15 protein-coding genes are annotated in these 20,020 nt (G+C 71.7%); 12 read left to right on the top strand and 3 right to left on the bottom strand.

The features are described from left to right. Nucleotides 1-61: 61 nt before the first annotated feature. Nucleotides 62-1,687 (bottom strand): N-acyl-D-amino-acid deacylase family protein, encoded by a 1,626-nt coding sequence (locus ACWCRB_RS07350; protein ID WP_450995100.1) that lies wholly within the window; start codon nucleotides 1,685-1,687, stop codon nucleotides 62-64. A gap of 24 nt (nucleotides 1,688-1,711) precedes the next feature. Then, the gene (locus tag ACWCRB_RS07345) at nucleotides 1,712-3,007 is read right to left on the bottom strand and encodes an amino acid deaminase (RefSeq protein WP_450995099.1); all 1,296 of its coding nucleotides are present in this window, start codon (nucleotides 3,005-3,007) and stop codon (nucleotides 1,712-1,714) included. A 167-nt stretch (nucleotides 3,008-3,174) separates the two neighbouring features. Between ACWCRB_RS07345 and ACWCRB_RS07340 the strand changes: the two genes are divergently transcribed. The 8 genes from ACWCRB_RS07340 to ACWCRB_RS07305 all read left to right on the top strand — a co-directional run bounded on the left by ACWCRB_RS07340 (nucleotide 3,175) and on the right by ACWCRB_RS07305 (nucleotide 14,485). Next, nucleotides 3,175-4,233 carry a sugar kinase gene (locus ACWCRB_RS07340; protein WP_450995098.1) on the top strand — a complete coding sequence of 353 codons (1,059 nt, stop codon included), beginning with the start codon at nucleotides 3,175-3,177 and terminating at the stop codon, nucleotides 4,231-4,233. Continuing rightward, nucleotides 4,230-4,982, top strand: a complete 753-nt coding sequence (locus ACWCRB_RS07335) for an IclR family transcriptional regulator (protein WP_450995097.1) — start codon at nucleotides 4,230-4,232, stop codon at nucleotides 4,980-4,982. The genes ACWCRB_RS07340 and ACWCRB_RS07335 overlap by 4 nt, the downstream gene beginning before the upstream one ends. A 17-nt stretch (nucleotides 4,983-4,999) precedes the next feature. Then, nucleotides 5,000-5,422 carry a RidA family protein gene (locus tag ACWCRB_RS07330; protein ID WP_450995096.1) on the top strand — a complete coding sequence of 141 codons (423 nt, stop codon included), beginning with the start codon at nucleotides 5,000-5,002 and terminating at the stop codon, nucleotides 5,420-5,422. Nucleotides 5,423-5,592: 170 nt separating this feature from the next. Then, nucleotides 5,593-7,044, top strand: a complete 1,452-nt coding sequence (locus ACWCRB_RS07325; protein WP_450995095.1) for a GntP family permease — start codon at nucleotides 5,593-5,595, stop codon at nucleotides 7,042-7,044. A 157-nt stretch (nucleotides 7,045-7,201) separates the two neighbouring features. Then, nucleotides 7,202-8,323, top strand: coding sequence for a hypothetical protein (locus ACWCRB_RS07320; protein ID WP_450995094.1), 1,122 nt, complete (start codon nucleotides 7,202-7,204; stop codon nucleotides 8,321-8,323). After that, entirely contained in the window at nucleotides 8,323-9,039 is a 717-nt protein-coding gene (locus ACWCRB_RS07315; RefSeq protein WP_450995093.1) for a hypothetical protein, read from the top strand. Before ACWCRB_RS07320 ends, ACWCRB_RS07315 begins: the two co-directional genes overlap by 1 nt. Before the next feature lie 28 nt (nucleotides 9,040-9,067). Then, nucleotides 9,068-9,721, top strand: coding sequence for an RES family NAD+ phosphorylase (locus tag ACWCRB_RS07310; protein ID WP_450995092.1), 654 nt, complete (start codon nucleotides 9,068-9,070; stop codon nucleotides 9,719-9,721). Nucleotides 9,722-9,781: 60 nt separating this feature from the next. Then, complete coding sequence (locus ACWCRB_RS07305) at nucleotides 9,782-14,485, top strand: CHAT domain-containing protein (RefSeq protein WP_450995091.1); 4,704 nt, start codon at nucleotides 9,782-9,784, stop codon at nucleotides 14,483-14,485. On the opposite strand, the gene ACWCRB_RS07300 is transcribed toward ACWCRB_RS07305, so the two are convergent. After that, the gene (locus tag ACWCRB_RS07300; protein ID WP_450995090.1) at nucleotides 14,466-16,517 is read right to left on the bottom strand and encodes a caspase family protein; all 2,052 of its coding nucleotides are present in this window, start codon (nucleotides 16,515-16,517) and stop codon (nucleotides 14,466-14,468) included. The genes ACWCRB_RS07305 and ACWCRB_RS07300 overlap by 20 nt on opposite strands. A gap of 249 nt (nucleotides 16,518-16,766) precedes the next feature. On the opposite strand from ACWCRB_RS07300, the gene ACWCRB_RS07295 reads away from it, so the two are divergent. The 4 genes from ACWCRB_RS07295 to ACWCRB_RS07280 all read left to right on the top strand — a co-directional run bounded on the left by ACWCRB_RS07295 (nucleotide 16,767) and on the right by ACWCRB_RS07280 (nucleotide 19,955). Beyond that, nucleotides 16,767-17,306: a hypothetical protein gene (locus ACWCRB_RS07295; protein WP_450995089.1), complete on the top strand. Its 540-nt coding sequence runs from the start codon at nucleotides 16,767-16,769 to the stop codon at nucleotides 17,304-17,306. 98 nt (nucleotides 17,307-17,404) lie between these two features. Beyond that, entirely contained in the window at nucleotides 17,405-19,198 is a 1,794-nt protein-coding gene (locus tag ACWCRB_RS07290; RefSeq protein WP_450995088.1) for a hypothetical protein, read from the top strand. After that, complete coding sequence (locus tag ACWCRB_RS07285) at nucleotides 19,195-19,395, top strand: hypothetical protein (protein WP_369035022.1); 201 nt, start codon at nucleotides 19,195-19,197, stop codon at nucleotides 19,393-19,395. The genes ACWCRB_RS07290 and ACWCRB_RS07285 overlap by 4 nt, the downstream gene beginning before the upstream one ends. Beyond that, nucleotides 19,392-19,955, top strand: coding sequence for a hypothetical protein (locus ACWCRB_RS07280; protein ID WP_450995087.1), 564 nt, complete (start codon nucleotides 19,392-19,394; stop codon nucleotides 19,953-19,955). The genes ACWCRB_RS07285 and ACWCRB_RS07280 overlap by 4 nt, the downstream gene beginning before the upstream one ends. The last annotated feature ends 65 nt before the right edge of the window (nucleotides 19,956-20,020 follow it).

The raw sequence follows: 20,020 nt of genomic DNA, 5'->3' as shown, positions 1-20,020 counted from the left end.
TGCGCCGTCGTGGCTGGTCGCGCAGTTCCCCGCGCCCCTGGGTGGGTGTGCGGGCGGTTCGTCAAGAAGTACTGCGACGGACCGACCTGCCTGCCAGTACGTCCGTTCGGCGGCCGTTCTCCATTACGAAGCGGCCGTCGATCAGGACGTGTGGGATGCCCGTCGGGAGGGTGCGCGGGGTTTCGAAGGTGGAGCCTGCCGCCACCGTCGTCGGGTCGAAGAGGACCAGGTCGGCTCGGTAGCCCTCTCGGATCAGGCCTCGGTCCGGGAGGCGTAGGCGGGCCGCCGGGCGTGCGGTCAGGTGGGCCACGCACTCCTCCAGGGAGAGGATTCCCAACTCCCTTACGTAGTGGCCGAGATACTGCGGGAACGTGCCGTATGCGCGTGGGTGCGGTTTCGTGCCCTGGAGGATGCCGTCCGAGCCGCCCGTGTGGACGCGGTGGCGCATGATCGTGCGGACGTTCTCCTCGTGGCCCACGTGCTGGAGGATCGTCGTGCCCAGGCGGTCGGTCAGCAGGAGGTGGCGGGCCGTTGTCCATGGGGTCTCGGCTCGTGCGTTCGCCGACTCCTGGATTGTGCGGCCCACATAACCCATGAGGTCAGGGTCCGTCACGCCCGAGATCTCGATCGTGCCCCACTCGATGGGGACGCCGTGGCAGCCGTCGGCGCCGATGACCTCCATGTGGTGGCGGATGCGTTCGGCCGTGTCGGCGTCCGTCAGGCGTCTGAGGATCTCCTCGGGGCCGCCCTCGCTCGCCCAACTCGGCAGCATCGCCACGAGAGTTGTTGAGCCGGGCGTGTAGGGGTACGTGTCCAGGGTGAGGTCCGCTCCTGACGTCAACGCCTCGTCCAGGAGCGTCAGCAGCTCCGGCGCCCTGCCCTCGTTCACGCCGAAGTTCATCGTGGCGTGGGCCAGATGGAGCGGGCAGTCGGCCTCCTTGGTCAGCTGCACCATCTCCGCGTACGCCTCCAACGCGCCCGCCCCGTACGAGCGGTGGTGCGGGCAGTAGTAGCCGCCGTACCGCGCCACCACCCGGCACAGTTCCGTGAGTTCGGCGTCCTTGGCATACATGCCGGGGGTGTAGGTGAGCCCGGACGACATGCCCACCGCGCCCTGTTCCATCCCCTCCGCGACCAACTGCCGCATCCGGTCCAGCTCTTGGGGTGTCGCCTCGCGGTCCTCCCAGCCGACGGCCAGCATGCGGACGGTCCCCTGGGGGATGAGGTAGGCCGCGTTGACGGCGATGCCCTCCCCTTCGAACCCCCGGTCCAGTCGGTCGAGATACTCGCCCACCGACCGCCAGTCGAAGTCGATGTCGTCGCCGTTGCCGTTCCAGCCGGTGATCGCGCGGCGGACCTCGGCGAGGGTGCGGTCGTCGACCGGGGCGTACGACAGCCCGTCCTGGCCCAGGACTTCGAGGGTCACCCCCTGTGCGGCCTTCGCGCTGTGGTCGGGGTCGCGGAGGAGGGCCAGGTCGCTGTGGGCGTGCATGTCGATGAAGCCGGGGGAGAGGGTGAGCCCGGAGGCGTCCAACTCCCTCCGCGCCTTTGGGCGTTGGCAGCCCGCTGCCGCCGCCTCCTGGACGATCGAGACGATCCTGCCGCCGTCGACCACCACATCCGCGCGGTACGACGGGCCGCCCGAGCCGTCCACGACGTCCGCGTCCCGAATGACCAGCTCTTCCACTCCAGGCCTCCTTCGATCCTCGATTTAGAAGAACGTGCGGATGTAGTCGACGACCGTGCCGTCCGCCTCTGTCAGCGGGATCAGCTGCCACTTGTCGAAGGACGTGCACGGGTGGGACAGGCCCAGGGCCAGCCAGTCGCCGACCTCCAGGTCCGCCCCGGGGTCGGTGCGCAGCCAGGCGTGCTGGTCGGAGAGGTCGGTGACCGAGATACCGGTGGCGGGCCGTTCCTCAGCGCCCTCCCTCCGTACGACCTGGGCGAAGGGCAGATCCAGGTCGTAGGCCGCGTCGCGCTTGCCCGCGTTCGCGAAGGCCTGCTCGGGGGACGGGCGGGAGACGACCTGCGTCCAGAGGCGGAAGGCGGGCTCCAACGCCCCTTCCTCCGGGACCCGGTTGAACGGGGTGATATGGCGATAGTGGCCGTCGTCGTGCGAGACGTACGCGCCCGAGCGCAGCAACTTCAGTACCGGGAGCGACAGTTCGGGGATCTCCACGAACACGTCGGCGACCGCGTCGAACCAGGCGCTGCCGCCCGCGCTCACCACGATCTCCTCGACGGAAGGGTCGGCGAACCGGCCCGCCTTGTCGAAGTCCGCCGCCAGCGCGACGAGTCGCCGCAGCCACGTCCGCACCCGCTCCGGGTCCGCCTGCGGCACCTCGCCCTCGTACCCGGCGACCCCGACCAGCCGCAGCGTCGGTACGGCGGCCACCGCGTCCGCGACCGCCGCGCACTCCGCCTCCGTGCGCACCCCGGTCCGGGCGCCCTCACCGGCCCCGAGTTCGACGACCACGTCCAGCGGGCGGGCCACCGCCCCCGCCAGCGCCGCGTCCATCAACTCCACTCCGCGCACGGAGTCGACGTAACAGACGAACCGGAAGTCGGGGTCGGCCGCCAGCTCCGCCGCGATCCAGCGCAGGGCCGACGGGTCGACGAGTTCGTTGGCGAGGAAGACGCGCTGGATGCCGAACTCCCGTGCCACGCGCACCTGGTGAGGGACCGCGAGGGTGATGCCCCAGGCGCCGTGGTCGATCTGCCGCCGGAAGAGCTGGGGGGCCATGGAGGTCTTGCCGTGCGGGGCGAAGGTGAGGCCGTGGCGGGCCGCGTACGTCTCCATCAGCTCCAGGTTGTGGGTGAGGTGCTCGGCGGAGAGCGTGAGTACGGGGGTGGTGAAGCCGCCGGTGAAGAGGTTGCGGCGCTCGGCGGTCAGCTCGCCGACCGTGAGGCCGTCGGCGTCCGGCGGGAGACCCTTGAAGCGGGCGTCGACGCGTTCGGTGGCCAGGCGGGCGAGCGCCTCCGCGCGGTCGCTGCTCTCGGTGCCCATGGAACCTCCCTGATTCGGCTGCGCCGCACTGTAGTGGGCTGCACGGCAGTGCGTTGCAACATGTGCAACTCTCATTGCGTATATCGCTTACCGCTGTCTAACATCTCGCCAACGCGGGGTCAACGGAGCCGCCGCCTCCCCCGCATCACCGAGGAGCTACGACGATCGTGACCATGACCGGACCCTGCAATGCCCCCGACGTCGTCGATGTGGTCGATGTCGTCGCGCTTGGCGAGTCCATGGTCACGTTCCTTCCCTCCCGGCCGGGCCGGCTCGCCGACGTACCGTCCTTCGAGCGGACCATCGGCGGCGCCGAGTCCAACGTGGCCTGCGCGCTCGCCGCCGCCGGTCACTCCGTCCGCTGGATCAGCCGCGTCGGCGCCGACGGCTTCGGCGACCACCTGGTGGAGGCGATCGGCTCGTACGGCGTCGACGTGACGTCCGTACGGCGTGATCCGGCGCGTCCGACGGGCGTGTACTTCCGTACGGCGGGGGACCGGGCGACCGACGCGCACGAGGTCGCGTACTACCGGGCGGGCTCGGCGGCCTCCGTGATGTCCGCCGGGAACCTGGACCTGGAGGCGGTGCGCGCGGCGCGTGTCCTGCATCTGTCCGGGATCACGGCCGCGCTGTCCGGCAGCTGTCTCGACCTCCTCTGGGAGCTGACCGAGCCCGGGCCCGGCCGGCCGCTCGTCTCCTTCGACGTCAACTTCCGGCCGGGACTGTGGGCCGACACCGAGGGTCCCCGGGTGCTCCTCGACCTGGCCCGGCGGGCCGACCTCGTGTTCGTCGGCGCCGACGAGGCACGGGACGCCTGGGGGCTGGGAGGTGCGCGTGCCATCGTGGACGCGCTGCCCGAGCCGGGGCTCGTGGTCGTCAAGCAGGGCGGGGGTGAGGCCGTCGCCTTCGGCGACGACGTGGACACCGGTGCCGTACGCGTCCGGGCACCCCACGTCGACGTCGTCGCGGCCGTCGGCGCGGGCGACGCCTTCGCCGCCGGGTTCCTCTCCGCCACCCTCAGGGGTCTCCCTGTACGGGACCGGATCCGGCACGGCCACCTCATGGCCGCCGCCGTCCTCACCGCCCCCGGCGACCTCGCCGTGCCGCCCGCCCGCGACCACGCCGACCGGCTGGTCACCCTCGACGACACGGCGTGGGGGACACTTCGACTCGGCCCCGGCTGGACGCAAGCCGAGCAGGCCCCGGAGGAGGTACCCACCCCATGAGCCAGACCGTCGACCGCGCGCTGAGCATCCTGCCGTTGCTCGCCGAGGGCCCCGCCGACCTCGGCCAGGTCGCCGACCGCCTCGGCGTCCACAAGTCCACGGCCCTGCGCCTCCTGCGCACCCTCCACGAACACGGGCTCGTCTACCGCCAGTCCGACCAGCGCTACCGTCTCGGCGCCCGCCTCTTCGCGCTCGCCCAGGAAGCCGTCGAGAACCTCGACGTCCGGGAGATCGCCCACCCCCACCTCGTACGCCTCAACGAGATCTGCGGGCACACCGTGCACCTCGCCGTGCACGAGGAGGGCGAGGTCCTCTACATCGACAAGGTCGAGAGCCGCTATCCGGTGCGCATGTACTCCCGTATCGGCAAACCCGTCGCCATCACCGTCGCCGCCGTCGCCAAGCTGCTGCTCGCCGATCTGCCGGAGAACGAGCGACGCGCTCTCGCCGACAAGCTCGACTACCCGATGTACACCTCCCGCTCCACCCCCAACTCCCTCGCGTTCCTACGGGAGTTGGACAAGGTGCGCGACCAGGGCTGGGCCACCGACCTCGGCGGTCACGAGGAGTCCATCAACTGCGTCGCCGCCCCCATCCGGGGCACCGACGGCCGCGTGGTCGCCGCCATGTCCGTCTCCGCCCCGAACGTCGTCGTCACCGCCGACGAACTCCTCACCCTGCTCCCGCTGGTACGCCGTACGGCGGACGCCATCAGCGGTGAGTACTCCGGAAGAACCCCAGCAGCCTGAGCCTAGGAAGCCACCTGATGACCGAGAAGTCCGAGAAGATCGCCCTCACCCCGAAGACCCACACCACCCCGCCCGCCAAGTTCTCCCACGGCGTGAAGAAGGGGAACATCCTCCAGGTCGCCGGCCAGGTCGGCTTCCTGCCGGCGGAAGAGGGCAAGCCCCCGACACCGGCCGGCCCCACCCTGCGCGAACAGACCCTCCAGACCCTCGCCAACGTCAAGGCGATCCTGGAGGAGGGCGGCGCGACCTGGAACGACGTCATGATGATCCGCGTCTACCTCACGGACGTCGACCACTTCGCCGAGATGAACGGCATCTACAACCAGTACTTCGAGGAGCAGTCCCTGACGGCTCCTCCGGCGGCCCGCACGACGGTCTACGTCGGCCTTCCGGCCGGACTCCTCATCGAGATCGACGCACTCGCGGTCCTGGACAGCTGAGTCCCGCCCCGTCGCACCTGAGGGGCCGCAGGCCCCTTCAGGGGCGCGGGGCTGTGTTCGATCTGCGGCTCCGCCGCGTGGGCGCGAGCAACCACAAACAACCCGCACCTGGCCACTAATGCGCTCCCCCCTGCCCAAAATCCCCCCGCAACTGAACAGAGGACCCCCACATGTCCGAAACCCCACCCCACACCGGCGGCCTACTCCTCCTCATAGACGGCACCGCCGGCCTCCTCACCGTCGCCGCCCTAGGCATAGCCCTGCTCCTGATCCTCATCATCAAGCTCCGCCTCCAACCCTTCGTAGCCCTCCTCGCCGTCTCGATAGCCGTCGGCCTGGGCGCCGGCCTGAGCGTCACCGAACTCTTCGGCACCGTCCAGCGCTCGGACGCCGTCTCCGTCATCGAGTCCGGCATGGGCGGCATCCTCGGCCATGTCGCGATCATCATCGGCCTCGGCACGATGCTCGGCGCGATCCTCGAAGTCAGCGGTGGCGCAGAGGTGTTGGCGTCCAGACTCCTCAACCTCTTCGGCGAGAAGCGGGAGCCTCTCGCCATGGGCCTCACCGGCCTCGTCTTCGGCATCCCCGTCTTCTTCGACGTCGGCATCTTCGTCCTCGCGCCGATCGTGTACGCCGCCGCCAAGCGCTCCGGCAAGTCGATCCTGCTCTACTGTCTGCCCCTCCTGGCCGGCCTCTCCGTCACCCACGCCTTCCTGCCGCCGCACCCCGGCCCGGTCGCCGCCGCCGGACTCCTGCACGTGGACCTCGGCTGGGTCATCCTCATGGGCGTCGTCTGCGGACTGCCCGCCGTGCTCGCCGCGTGGGTGTGGTCGGCGTGGATCGGAAAGCGGATCTTCGTCCCCGTACCGCAGGACATGCTGGAGGCCGCCGAGGAGGCCAAGAAGGCGGTCCTCGACGAGCAGCGCGAGGCCGGAGTGGCCCCCCAGGAGACGCCCGTACCGCTCGGCACGGTCCTCGCCATCATCGGTACGCCGCTGCTGCTGATCCTCGCTGCCACGTTCTCGTCGATCGCGCTCGACCCCTCCACCTTCCGGTCGGTCGTCACCTTCCTCGGCAGCCCGTTCGTCGCCCTGACGATCGCCCTGTTCATGGCGTACTACCTGCTGGGCCTGCGCCGCGGCTGGTCCCGCAAGTCCCTGGAGACGGTGTCCACCGCGTCCCTCAAGCCGGTCGGCAACATCCTGCTCGTCGTCGGCGCCGGCGGGATCTTCGGCGCGATCCTCAAGGCCAGCGGGGTCGCGCAGGCACTCTCCGACACCTTCAACGACGTCGGCCTGCCGGTGATCGTCCTCGCCTATCTGATCTCCGTGGTGCTGCGGGTCGCCCAGGGCTCGGCGACGGTCGCCATCGTGACGACGGCGGGCATCGTGGCGCCGCTGCTCAGCGAGGGCGACCACTCGCAGGCGTTCGTCGCCCTCGTCATCATGTCCATCTCGGCGGGCTCGATCTTCGCCTCGCACGTCAACGACGGCGGCTTCTGGATGGTCGCCAAGTACTTCGGCATCAGCGAACGGGACACCCTCAAGACGTGGACCGTGCTGGAGACGGTGCTGTCGGTGGCGGGGTTCGTGGTGGCGGCCGTACTGAGCCTGTTCGTATAGCCGCCCCCACCCTCTCTGGGCCGGTCGGTTTCGGGGCGTCCCCCCACGCGCCCCGAAACCGACCTGTTCGCGACCCGTCCCCGACCGGCCCATGCGCTGCAATGGAAGGACGGAACGGGCTGCGGAACAGGCTTGTGAGGCCTGAGGTGCCGGTGCGATGCTGATCGTCATGCCGTCGCCGCCGCGCCACCAGCTCGAACACGGAGCGGTCCTCGCGGAGGTGCGGAAGGTGCGACGAGCCGGAGTCGTCAGACTGCGCGAACTCGCCGTGCCGGTGCTCGCCGGGGTCGCCCGTGAACTTCCGCAACCCCCGTCAGGAGACGGCGAGTTGCCAGGGGGGCCGGTGGAGAAGGTACTGCGGCTCGCCGTCTCCCGGATGGGCGGCGGTACGCTCCAGACCGCCGCCGAGTACAGCCTCGGACTCGCCCAGGGCACCCGCGACTGGCCCGCCGCCGACCGGCGCAGACGGGCCGCCCAGGTGTACGGGGTGAGCGTCGAACGCTTCCGCAAACACCACGAGTTCATGGTCCTCGGACAGATCGCGGAACAGATAGTGCAGGTCGCGCAGCGGGACCGGGTGACGGTTGTTGCCGCTGTCCCGGCGGAGCGGCTTCCCGACGCCCACCGCGCCCTCGACGTCCGCGTGCACGGCCGTACCGTCCCGGTCACCGTGCACGTCCACTCCGTGGATCTGCTGCGGGACATCGACGTCGTCGTGTCGCCCTCGAACACGTACTTCGCGCTGCCCGCGCCCTACAAGTCGTCCGTCTCCGCGACCCTGCGACGTGCGGGGGCACGCAGGGACGCCACCGGGGGGCTCGTCGAGGACCGCATCCTCGACGAGCTGGGGGGATGGGCCGCCCGGCACGGGGCTCCCGGCCGGGCGGCCCTGCCAGGCACGGTCGCCGTCACCTCGGCGGGCGCACTGGCCGGGCAGGGCATCCGGCGCTTCTACCACGTCGCCGTGGCCGTACCCCGCCCCGAGAGCAACGACTACGACGTCCAGCCCGCCGACATCACCCGCGGCGTGGCCCGCGTCTTCGCCCAACTCGCCGAGGAGGCAGGCGACTTCGACCCGCCTCTGCGCTCGGTCTGCCTGCCCCTGCTCGGCGCGGGGCGAGGTGGTCTCACCCCGCTGGAGAGCTTCGGGGCCCTGTGGGCCGCCGTCGAGGCGGAACTGGCCCGGGGTGCCGAGTGGGACATCCACTTCGTCGTACGGCGGCATGCTCGGGGGGATCTGGTGGAGCGGTTGCTGGCGGGGATGAGGGAGGGGGACTGATGGCGCTTTTCTCAAGGTATGTGAGGAATTCGGGGGATCCGGGAGATCCGCTTGACGCCTACGTCATCCTGGCTGATGCCGCCGCGCGCTGGGACCAGATCTCCGGGCGGCTCGGGCAGGCCCTCCAGGCCCAGCTCACCGAGCTGCTTGCCTCAAGGCGTGACCTGGACCGGCGCTACGACTTCGGCGACGCTTTCATCACACAGGCCGCCTCGCTGTTGGCAGAGGCTCTGCCCGAGGAGTTCGGGGCCGGCGCGAACGCGCGACTCGGCGTCGTGAACGTGTACCCCGATCGGAATCCGACAGTGCAGGGCTTCACGGCCGAGGATCTCGCCGTACTCCTCATCGACGGCCATCGTATGGTCGGTCCCGTCCTCGGCCCCGTACGTGAACGCGTGCTCGCGGAGCCCGCGTTGGACGCCGTCGACATCGAGCAGGGCGGCGGCTCGCCCCACTCGCCCGATCTGATCCGGCTCCGCGGCCCCGGCGGCCGACTACGCCTCCCCCGCTTCCAGTTCAGCGAGGACACCCTGCCCTGGCTCGCCGTCCTTGAGGTCAACGCGCTGCTCGACGCCGACCACGACCCTTGGGGCGCCGCCGACTGGTGGCTGTCCGCCAACGCCTGGCTCGGTGGCACCAGCCCGGTCGAGCTGCTGGGCAGCGGGCGGGACCGCCAACTCGTCGAGACCGCGAGGTTTCTGATGGAGAGTGACTAGACACATGCCCCAGGGAAAGTGACGAGCCGTGCCCAACTACCGGCCGCCCGAGGCGCTCACCGGCACCCCCGGCAAGGTCACGCTGGCCCGTGGCACCACGCTGTACCGCATCCACGGTTCGCACCGCGGCGCCGCCGAGTTCAACCCGATCCCCTCGCACTGCCTCTACGGGGGAGGCCGCTTCGACGCCACCTCCTGTGATCCGTACGGCTATCTGTACGCCGGGCTCAGCGCTGCCGCCGCCGTCTGCGAGACCCTGCTGCGCTCGCTGCCCTTCGACCCCTCGGGCGGTCCCCGGCTGCTGCCCCGGCGCGCGGTCGAGGGGCGCCGGCTGAGCACCCTGCGGCTCACCGCCGACGTCGGGGTGCTGCCGCTGACGTCCGCGCAGGAACTGGCCGCCGTGCACCAGGACACCTGGCTGGTGCACACCGAGTCGCACGAGTACCCGTACACCAGGGACTGGGCGCACTGGATCCGCCGGCACACCGAGCCGTGGGCGCAGGGGCTCGTGTGGTCGTCGAAGCGGGAACCGGCCGACCGTACGGTGGTGCTGTTCGACGACCGGTGCCCGGAGGGCGCGCTGGGCGTCGAGGAGGGCGACGCCATGGACTTCGGGACCGCCGAGGGGCGGGAGTGGCTCAACTCGCTGCTGCTGCCGTACTACGTCCAACTCGCGCCCTGACACCGTAATTTGGCGATCGTACGGACATGTTCGGCGTACCGATCCCGGAAAGTTCGGCCCGTGACCGCAGAAACCCCGTCCCCCGACGACGAACTCCTCGCCTTCGTCGACGAACTCCGCGCCCGCCGCGAGGAGATCCTCGACGCCATCGCAGCGACGGCCTCCGACGCCCCGGAGGCTCCCGAGTTGTGCGCGACGGCCGGTGAACTCTCCTACCGGATCCATATGTTGGCGGATGAATCGGATGAACAGGGTGATTCGGAGAACCTTGAGCTGGCCGCCCAGGCCTTCGCGCTCGCCTTCAAGGCACCCGGCGACCCCGGGGAGTGGGCGGCCTGGCGGATCATGTTCGGGCATGTCAGGGCCTGCCAGTTCGACATCGAACCCGGCGCCGAACTCCTCGACGAAGCCTGGGAGTTGCTGCGCGAGGGCATGGCCGCACTGTCTCCCGACAGCCTCGCCCCGGACCTCGACCACGACCTCGTGCGCACGCTGGGCCTGCAACTCCTCGCCTCGGTCTCCAAGTACCGCTACCTGGGCTTCGAGGGGACGCGCGCACAAGCTCTCGAGCTTGTCGACGAGGCCCTGCGGCGGCACGAGGTGGCTGCCGCCGTGCTGGAGCCGGGCAGCAAAGAGGCTGTCGATCTGACCGAGGGCCGGGGCTATCTCCATCTGGAGCGGCAGGAGTTGGGCCGCGACCCGGCTGACGCGGAGGCTGCCGCCAAGTACTACCGGGCCGTGCTCGACGCGGCGCTGCCCACCAGCGATCTGCCGCTCGTCCGCTACAGCCTGGGCCTCGGCCTCATGATCCACGGCCGGGCCACCGCAGACCGGGCCGAACTGGAGCAGGCCCGCGAGGAGTTCGGCACCGCCCTGCTCGAAGTGCGGGACGCGACCGGCGAGGTGCCGTCCTGGGCCTGGGAGGCAGGGATCCGCAGCGCGTACGTACGGTTCCTGATCTGGGGGAACTGGAAGGACCAGGCGCAGGCCGCCGCGGCCGAGGTGGAGCTGAACGGCCTGCTGACCGACCCGGCGGACGTCGACCGGCTGGTCCCGCTGTTCCTCGACAGCTTCGGGCGGCTGCTGTACGAGCGGACGAGCGTACGCGGCGACGGACCGGGCCAGGACAGGGCGATCGGGCTGATCAGGAAGGCCCTCGACGAGTGGGTGCCCGCACGCGACGGACGGGTCACCCACACCGCCCTGTTCCTCGGGGTGTTCCAGCAGAGCCGGTACCAGGACGACCACGACCCGGCCCGGCTCCACGAGATCACCAGGGCCTGCGCACTGGTCCTGGAGGACGAGGAGTTCGACGGAGATCTGCGCAAAGCCACTCAGATCATGGGCAGTTGGGCCTGGAGCACCCTGGAGATCGACTACGGCTTCACCCCTGCGGACCCGGCGGACATCCCGGCGGCGATGACCGTCGACAGCGCCGCAGAGGCCTACTTCGGCATGCTGAACGACCTCGACCAGGGGCGCGAGTTCCTGGACTTCAACGACGTCGACGACGACTTCCCGGGCATTCTCCGGAGCTTCGGCAGGTCGAGGCGGCAGGGTGCCGGGTTCGATCAGGTGTTCGCCTACTTCACCGCACTGGAGTCGGAGCACGAGCGCGCGGTGCTCGCCCTCAACCTGCTGTCCCACGGCATGCTCCTCGACCCGCACGGCAACGCCGCCGAGGCGCGGAAGACCGAGCTGATCGACACGGTCCTCGCGTACCGGAAGGACGATCCGGCCTGGCAGCGCAAGGCGCACGCCGTGGTCGCCCATGCCCGGCTGCGCGACGAACTCGCCGGTTCCGGGCGGGGCATGGACGCGGTGCTCGACCATCTCGCGCAGGCGGAGGCGGCCGGTGCGGCGGCGAACCCCGCGGGTTCCACGGGTTCCGCCAGTTCCGCCGGCATTACCGGTTCTGCCGGTTACGCGGGCACCGAGGCTGCCACCGGCGCCGGGCGGGGCGGTGACGACGAGCTCGGGCACAGCATCGACATGGCCCGGTTCGCCGCCATGACCTACCGGGGGCAGACCGCGGGCGTGCGCGACGACATGGAGTCGGCCGGCCGGATGTGGCGGCGACTGCGCGACAGCCCTCACCTGAGCCCGTACAGACGCAAGGTCATGACCGCCCAGCAGGCCGGGTTCGAAGCACAGGCCGCCGCCCAGCGCGGGGACCTCGCGGGCACCGACGAGCACCTCGCCGTACTCGCCACGACGCACACGGAACTCGGCCCCGACGACACCTCCAGCATCGAACTCTGGACGCTGCTGGAGAACGCCCGCGCCGCCCGCGACCGGCTCGCCGAGCAGCTGGGCGCTCCGCCCGCGCCGCCGCTCGTCGGCCGCCCCTCGATGGCCCGACTGCGGCGCGCGGCACGCTCTTTGCCGCGCGACAACCGGGCCTGGGTGCTCGGCGACAACGGCATCACCCGGTTCTCGCGGGCCGGGCGGACCCAGGACGTGAGCGCGCTCGCCGAGGCCATGGAACTCCTGGAGGAGGCCTACGAACTGGTCGACGAGGGCAGCGACAGCAAACTGCGCTACGGCCACTGCCTGGGCTCGGGTCACTGCGTCCTCGCCGGGGTGAATCCCCTCCCCACGGCACGCGCCCGCCATCTGGCAAAAGGCATCACATTGCTGGAAGAGGCCTTCAGAACCGCCGGCGGCCCCGAACACCGGCTCTACGCCACTGCGGGACTGGCCCTCGGCCGCGCCTACCGCACCCGGGGCGAACTGCGCCGCGACGACAAGGGCGTGGCCCGCCGTATCGGCCTCGACGCGCTGCGCGGCCATGCCTGGGCCGCGCTCGTGCAGTCCGGTACCGCACACGCCGAGGAGGCCGTGGCGCAGGCCACCGAGACCGCGCTCGAAGTCGCCGGCTGGTGTCTGCGCGACAACGCCTTCGACGAGGCCGTGCAGGCCCTGGACGCCTGTCGGGGCCTGATCCTGCACGCCGCGACCACGTCCCGCACGGTCCCCGAGCGCCTGGTGGCAGCGGGCCACGACGCGCTGGCCGAGGAATGGCGGGCGGCAGGCCTGGCGTCCGACGCCACCGACCCGCTCACCGCGCTCCGCGAGCCCCTGTCCGTGCCGAGCGCCCTGCGCCGCCGAGTCCTGTCCGCCCTCACCGGCGCGGACTCCCTCCAGGACCGCCTCCTGGACCCACCCACTCCGACCGAGATCGCCACCGCCCTACGCACCCTCCGCAAGGACGCCCTCGTCTACCTGGTCCCGGCCGGCCCGGACACCCCCGGCACCGCAGTCGTCGTAACGGCCACCGGAGACGTCCACTCGATCCCCCTCCCGACCCTCACCGAGGACGCGGGCCCACTGACGGCGTACGTACGGCTGCCGGGGGAGCCGCTGGAGATGCGCGCCGACCAACTCGGCGATGAGGAACGGGAGATGGGGTCCGTCTTGGGGTGGCCGTCGGCCGGGTCGGCCGCCTCGCCGGGCGATTCGGAGGAGGTGCGCGCCGCCCAGCTTCGGGACGGCGGGCGGGATACGGGGTCCGTCTCCGGTTGGCCGTCGGCCGCGTCGGCCGCTTCGCCGGGCAGGTCGTCGCCCGCCGGGGACGGCCGCCCGTTGCCGGTGCCGGGCGACTCGGCGGAGGTGCAGGCCGCCCAACTCCGGGACACGGACGGGGAGATGGAGCCTGGCCCTGGCCGGTCATCGTCGGCGGTGTCCGCCGCGCCGCCGGGTGACTCGGAGGAGGTGCGCGCCGCCCAACTCCGGGACGACGACCGGGAGATGGGGCCCGTCCCCGGCTGGTCGTCCGCCGCGTCCGCTGCGCGGCCGGACACGCCGTCGCTGCGGCGCCGTCTCGACCGGCTGTGCGGCTGGGCCTGGTACGCCGGGACGCGGCCCTTGCTCGATGTGTTCGCCACCGCCAGTGGGCGGGTGCCCCGGCTGGTGTTCGTGCCGATGGGGCCGCTCGGGCTCGTGCCCTGGCACGCGGCCTGGGCCGAGGACGAGGACGGGCGGCGCCGCTACGCGCTGGAGGAGGCGGAGATCTCGTACGCCGCCTCCGCCCGACTGCTGTGCGACGTGGCCGCCCGGCCCCAGGCCGCGCACTCCGGGGCCGCGCTCGTCGTCGGCAACCCGACCGGGGACCTGCACTGGGCGGGTGAGGAGGCCGACGCCGTACAGCGGGTCTTCTATCCGCACGGCCGGTTCCTGGGCCGCCGCGAGGGTGGCGGTACCGACGGGCCCGGCACCCCGCAGGAGGTCCTCGACTGGCTCACGGGGGCCGGCCCCGAACAGGCGGGGGAGGAGGGAGAAGGCGGAGTGCTGCATCTCGCCTGCCATGCCTCCATCGCGCGTACCGCCCGCCGTACCGCCCATCTCTCCCTCCACGGGGGCGACTTGGCGGCCGAGGAACTCACCGAGGCCGTCGGTGGGGCCGGCGGCGGACGGCTCGGACTCGTTCTGCTCGCCGCCTGTCGCAGCCATGTGTCGGGGCGCGGGCACAACGAGGCGTACAGCCTCGCGACCGCCTTCCTGGTCGCCGGTGCGCGCTCGGTCGTCGGTTCGCTGTGGCCGGTGCCGGACGACGCGACCTCCGTCCTGATGTTCCTGACCCACCACTTCCTGCGCACCGAGAACGAGCCGCCCGCCAGGGCCCTGCGCCGAGCCCAGCTCTGGATGCTGGACCCGGGGCGCGAACTCCCCGCAGGCCTGCCCGCCCGTCTCGCCGAACGGGCCCGGCACATCGACCCCGACGACCTCAGCGCCTGGGCCGGCTTCACCCACCTCGGCCAGTGAACCGGTGAGCCCGGGAGGGTGCGGGCAGCGCCGGCGGTACGACCGTCCGCAGGGCGATCGTCCGCGTCGTCCAGCGGACGGTCGGACCGCCGCCGGCCACGGGGCCCATCTCGCGTTGCCCGTACGAGGCTTGGGGACCGTCGAACCGCAGTACGCCGTCCGCCCCTGCCCCGCTCGCCCTCGCGCCCGCTTCCTCGTACGGGTCCCACGGCCGCAGTTGGAAGGGCGCCGTGCTCAACTCCCCTTCCGCCACGATGAGTTTGAGCCAGTCACGGGACTCGGCACCGGGTACGACGGCCCGGTCGGCCGGGATCGAGAGCTGTACGGGGTCGCCGTCCAGGGCGTACCCGGTGCGGCCGGGGCCGATGAAGTGGCCCGGGAAGAGGACCGGGTTGGCGGCGTAGCGGTCCGTGAGGTCGAGGAGCACGCACCACAGGGTGCGCTGCGGGGAACGGTTGCGCAGCCGGATCGTGACCCACGGTTCACGCGGACCGGCGGCGCCCTCGGGGGCGTACGAACGGACGATCTCGCCGCCGCCGTCCGGCACGAGGGCGGGCCCGTCGACGTCGCCCCACGGGACCACCTCCACCTGGATGAGGTTGTCGAGGAGGGAGGGGCGGGAGGTGAGATCCCGGAGCCGGAACCAGCGGGTGAGGTGGGAGAGGCAGTCCACGATCCGTCGAGCGTCACCGGTCGTCTCCCCGCGGAACGGCAGGGGCGCCACGAACTCCGTACCGTCCCTGCCGAGCACGCGGGCGGTGTCGTCGCGTACGACCAGCCGGAAGTGCGGATCGCCGTACTCCTCGGGGGAGTTGACCATCCGTACGAAGGGCGCGGGGCCGCCGCCGGGGCCGTACGAGGCGATGGTGGCCCTGAGGAGGGCGGCGGCGGCCGGGTGGGCCGGGTCCTCGTCCACGGTCAGTGTGGCGGGCGGGGTCGCGAGCGCGGTCGGGGTCACCGGGTACACGCGCTCGGGGTCGGGGGTCCAGCCCAGCGGGTCCACCAGGGTGCGGTCGGTGTGCACGAGCCGTGCCCGCACCCGACCCTCCGCACCCTCGGCCCGGTCCCCGACGACGCCGAACTCCGTACCCCCGGCGCCCGCCCCGTCCCGCAGCCCGTGCCCGGTGCCGCAGTCCACCTCCCAGCCGTCCGCCGCGAACCGCAGCAGATGCTCGCCGGTGGCCCCCGATGCGGCACCACGTGTGACCCCGCCCAGGAACGGCAGATCGGCCGGGCCGCCCGGTGTCTCCGGCGCCAGCACCGGCCGCTGCTGGATCCCGGCACGCTGCACCCGCGCGTCGGCCGCCGCCAGCAGCTCCCGGTAGGTGGCGTCGGGCCCGGCCGCGCGCACCGCACCCAGCAGCGCGTACGTGAACGCCCCGTGCCGTCGGCCGCCGAAGTGGTCCTCGTACGACAGCTGGTCCAGCCGACTGGCCGCCAACAGCAGGTGCCGCGAGGCCCCTTGGGGGCCTTGGAGTCCTTGGAGTCCTTGGAGTCCTTGGGGCCCTTGGGGAACAGCCACCTCCCGTCCGGTCACCGGTTGCCGCCAACCGGGCCGGGGCGCCGCGAACCGTGCCGTCGCCCCGGCCAGCCGCTCTCGGTCGGCGCCTCCGGAGTAGCAGCAGTCGATCACCGCGACGACATCCGCCCCGCGCCCCGCGACCTCGGCGAGCAGTGCGCCCAGCCGCTTGTCCGGGAGCGGCCCGTCCGCGCAGACCAGCGCCTGGTTCCACCCCGTCGCCTCGATCAACAGGTCGGCGCCCGAGGCGAGTTGGCGGGTGCCGTGACCGGAGAACCAGAACAGGGCGGTGTCGCCGGGCCCGGCCGCGCCCAGGAACGTACGGATGCCGTCCTCGACCGCCGCCACCGTCGCGGCGCCGTTCAGCGCGGTCCGCACCCGTGCGCCGCCCCCGGTGCGGGCGGTCACCAGCCGGTGGGCCTCGGCGATGTCGTTGAGGCAGCCCCTGAGCGGCGTGGCGATGTCGGGCGGATAGTCGTTGATGCCCGCCATGAACGTGTGGATCGACCCCATGACGGGAAGTCTGTCAGCCGCGCCCGGCCGCAACCTGGGTGAAGTCGTGGGCGAACCGGGCGGGAACGGGTCGGGAACGGGGCGAGTTCGGGTCCGGGACCACATATCGGGGTGCCAAGTGGCCGCTTCGGTCGCAGTATTGACTCAACGTCACTAGTCTTCACTCGCTTGCATCAACTTCTTGGTCGCCTTCACGCTTCACGCTTCACGTATCTCGCTTCACGCAAGTCAACTCAAGTCGGGGGACACATGGGCCACTTGGAGCGGCCTCGGCGCGTCGTTCAGCCGGGCGGCGGAGCCGTCGCGCCGAAGACCACGTCGTCGGACGCACTGCGCCGCACGGACCAGGGCACGGCCGGGTCGGCCGGCACCGCCGGACCCCGCCGAACCGTCGGCACCTCAGGACCGGCGCCCGCCGCACCCCTGCGCCGGGAGCGGCTCGCCCCCCGCCCGCAGGCACTGCGCGACGCGGTCGGCCGGCTCGACGCGGGCCTGGACGAACAGACGCGCCGCCAACTGGCCGAGTGGATCGGCGAGGAGTACCGGGCGAACTACGGCGAGATCCCGCTGGGCTTCCTGGCCCGCTGCTATCTGGGCCCGCCCTACGTCGACCACCAACTGGACCTCTTCCAGGTGATCGTCCGCCACTTCGCCCCGTCCGACCAGGTGCCCGACCCGTTCTCGGGCGCCCGGATGCTGGTGCGCTCGGGCGGCTACGCCTTCGTCGAGGTCTACTCCGGCGGCCTGCTCCTGCCGGTACTGGACGACGGCACGGTCGTACGTCCCTGACACCGACCTCCCAGGTCACCTTCGCACCGCCCCACCCCCCCCGCCTGACCCACCCGAACGCCATAACCACGCGATGGCCGATGTGATCGGAGAAACGTATGTCCGAGGTGGACTACGCACTGCACCAGAAGGTGCAGCAGGTCAGCAACCTCGTGGTCCGGCTCAGTGAGCAGGTCGGCTCGGTGTCCGGCCAGGTCTCGGCCGTCGAGGCCAACCAGCAGCAGACCCGCACCGAACTCCAGCAGCTGCGCGACGAGTTCCTCGCCTTCGTGCGGACCGCCCAGCTCACGGCCAACGTCCAGCGCGCCGAGACCCGCGTCGGCGTGATCCAGGACCAGGTGGACCACGAGTTCGGCCACCACAAGACCGTACGGCGCACCGCCGTCGGCATGCTCCAGGCCTTCGACCTGGGCCTGGTCTCCGAGGACAACGTCCGTGCCGTGGGCGACCAGTTGATGCTCCAGACGCCCCGCTACTGGCTCGCGCCCGCCCTGGTGGCCCTCGCCTCCTGGTCGGCCGACGACAGGTCGCTGTGCGAGAAGGCGGTCGAGGAGGCCTTCCGGCGTTCCCCGGACCGCACGTCCCTCTTCTTCGCCCTGGTGCTGCGCCGCCAGAACCGCGCCCAGGCGGCCGTACGCTGGCTGCGCCACTACCTCCTCGCGCAGGACCCGGCGGCGCTCGGCCGTGAGTTCGCGGTCATCCTGGAGTCCATAGCCCAGGGCGCGTTCGGGCCCGCCGGACGCGAACTCCTCGACGACACGCTGCACGGCTGGCGCGACCAGCTGATGGACGACGACCAGGCCCAGCAGCGCCAGATCACCCGCTGGCGCGACGAGATCGACTCCCTCGTCCTGCCGTCCGCCTCGGCGGAGTTCCCGCGCCTGGCCCAAGTGTCCCCGCAGTGGCCGCAGTTGGACTCGGTGCTCGGCCGGGCCCGCGCCCACCAGGTGGTGCTGGACAAGTACCGGGCCATCATGGACCGCGACTTCCAGCCCTCGCAGCGCCTTGAGGACGCGGTCGACGACATCCTGGACCGGCTGGTCTCCGAGTACGACAACGAGGAACTGCCGCTCCGCCGCGACCTCGCCTTCAACCACGCGGTCATCGACCACGGCGGCGACCTGGACGCGGCCCGCAGAACGGCGGACGCGGACTCGGCCTCGTACGAGGAGACCCTCGACTATCTGACCGTGCAGACGACCGCCGCCCTCAACCCGGCGGCCATCGGCACCTCGCCCGCCACCCAGCGGCTGTCGGTCGCCGCCTGCCAGGAGTGGTTCCTCCAGGCGCACGCCGGTTTCACCCGCGACTACCGGGCAGCCGTACCGCCGGACGTCCAGGCGCAGTTCGGCACGGCCTACACGGTCGCCGCCCAGACCTTCCACCTCCCGCCCTGGGTCGGCTCGTTCACCCAGCAACTGGCGGACCTGGAACAGTCGTTGACGACCCACTGGGACCACTACACCCGGCCCTTCATCGACCGGTTCGCCTACCCGTGGGCCAAGAAGGCGACCCCGCTCGGACTCACCGTGCTGGGCATCCTGGTGGTCATCGGCATGTTCTCGTTCCCGGCCGCGCTGGTGGTCGCGATCCTCGTGGGCGGAGTCTGGGGGCTCATCCTGGTGAACGGCGCCCAGGCCGCCCACCGCCACCAGGACAACGCCCGCAGGATCCTGGAGGCGGCGAAACAGGAGTCCGTGCACAACCTGCGCGCGGCCTCCGCCGAACTCACCGACTGGAACGCCAAGTTGCGCACGGCCGACGCCGTGGAGCCGCAGTGCCGCGAGCTGATCCAGTCGCTGCGCACGGCGACCCAGGGCAACTCCCCGTTCGACGGCCGCACCGTCTCCGGCACCGCCACCCCGACCACCCCGAAGGACACCGCGTCATGAGCACCCCGCCCGCGCCCCGCAGGCCCCCCGGGGACCCCCAGTGGTCGTCCGCCGGAGCCTCCCCCTGGGGTGCCACGCGCAAGCCCGCCGGCGAACGGGCGACCAGCCGCGTCCGCAAGGTCGTCGAGGGCCTGCCCGACTGGGAGCCCCTGCCACCCGGCGAGACCGTCGTCCGCAGACCGGGCGGCACGGTGTGACGACGTACTGGGGTCACGGCGGCCCCTACGAGACCTGGGTGGACTTCCTGCACCGCTGGTCAGCCGAGGAGGAGGTACCCCTGGGGACCCTCCCGCCCCTGGCCCAGGAGGACTTCCCGGGCGAGACCTGGACCCGCCTCGCCGGCCACCTAGGCACAGCCCTCGACACCCGCCTCACCACCTGGGCCGACCGCCTCACCGAGGCCCTCCTGGCGGCCCCGGACGAGTTCTCGGCGGGCCGTGCCCTGGCCCAGGCGAGGGCAGGCCTGGCGACGGTGCGCTCGGTCGCGGGCCACCCGGGCCTGCCCGAGTCGACCCGAACCCGCTTCACGGAACTGGTCGACACCCAGATCGCAGACCTGCAACGCCAGTTGGAACGCCAACTGGACGACCTGGCGGCGACGAACGGCACGGACCAGAGGTGGGTCGAGCAGCGCAGACGAACGTTCAGGGACAACCCATTGACGGTGGCGGTGGCGACGGTGGCCAAGCCGGCGGACCCATGGGCTCAGCCACAGGGACAGCAACGCTCAAGACGCCGGGTGATCACGGACCCCTAGGGGCGCGGGGAACTGCGCGACAAGCCCCCACCGGCCGCCAGAGGCCATCCCACCGAACCACCCCC

This window comes from Streptomyces sp. NPDC002156, from assembly GCF_053593675.1.
This window is presented reverse-complemented; position numbering and strand designations above follow the sequence as displayed.